Raw genomic sequence first — 355 nt, 5'->3', positions numbered from 1 at the left:
TTTGTCGCTTATAGAATAACATTGGAAGGCACTTCGTGCCTACATAAAAGCAAAAAATTCCTTGAGATCAGATCTCAAGGAATTTTTTACTTTAGGCTGTATAAAAAGACTTATGTCCCAGCCTCTTGTGCTCTGAGGCTATAAGCCTCTATTACCGACCAGCGCCTAAAGACGCTGGCTTTTTAGTTCAAGCCAATTTGTCCTTGCCACTTTTGCTCACCCCTTAAAGGGTGCTTGTACTACTTACTACCCTTAAAAGGGTCTTCATATTCCCGAACACTTAATTTATCAACGGCAATATCATGTTTTTCCTGTTCTCTGATATATTTCCTAATTGTTGCTTCATTGATGCCCA

1 pseudogene is annotated in these 355 nt (G+C 39.4%); it reads right to left on the bottom strand.

Going from position 1 to position 355, the window contains the following annotated elements:
- Positions 1-239 precede the first annotated feature (239 nt).
- Positions 240-355: pseudogene (locus tag FHQ08_RS12715) on the bottom strand (IS200/IS605 family transposase); the annotation flags it as partial.

It is taken from the genome of Agrilactobacillus fermenti, assembly GCF_021030645.1.
Taxonomy (GTDB): Bacteria; Bacillota; Bacilli; order Lactobacillales; family Lactobacillaceae; genus Agrilactobacillus; species Agrilactobacillus fermenti.
The sequence above is the reverse complement of the archived record's forward strand: the minus strand, read 5'-3'. Positions and strand labels throughout refer to the sequence as shown.